This window comes from Flavobacterium xizangense (assembly GCF_054075145.1).
The window spans coordinates 1-241 of record NZ_JBSIPG010000286.1 but is presented as its reverse complement, the minus strand read 5'-3'; the positions used below and the strand labels follow the sequence as shown (position 1 = coordinate 241).

Here is a 241-nt window from a genome sequence, read left to right as displayed (position 1 = left end):
CTTCTCGTTGTATGTTTTTCCTCCTACTTTCGGAGACCTCCATCCGTATCCGTCAGACCATTTTCCGTATTCAAATTGAACATAATACCCATAGTCATCCTTGTCAATAATATTATTATTATTGATATCTACATAATCAGGGCCTGTAATGGCAGTTAATAGCCAATGCGTTGCATATGGTTTTGTTTTGATTGTTTCTAAAAATTTGTCATTTTCATTATTGATATTGGAGTAATTTTTA

General features: G+C 32.8%; 1 protein-coding gene. It reads right to left on the bottom strand.

The window, feature by feature from the left end; genetic code table 11:
- Positions 1-241, bottom strand: a 241-nt coding sequence (locus ACWA1B_RS23460; RefSeq protein WP_456911098.1) for a hypothetical protein, incomplete at both ends; no start/stop codon positions are given.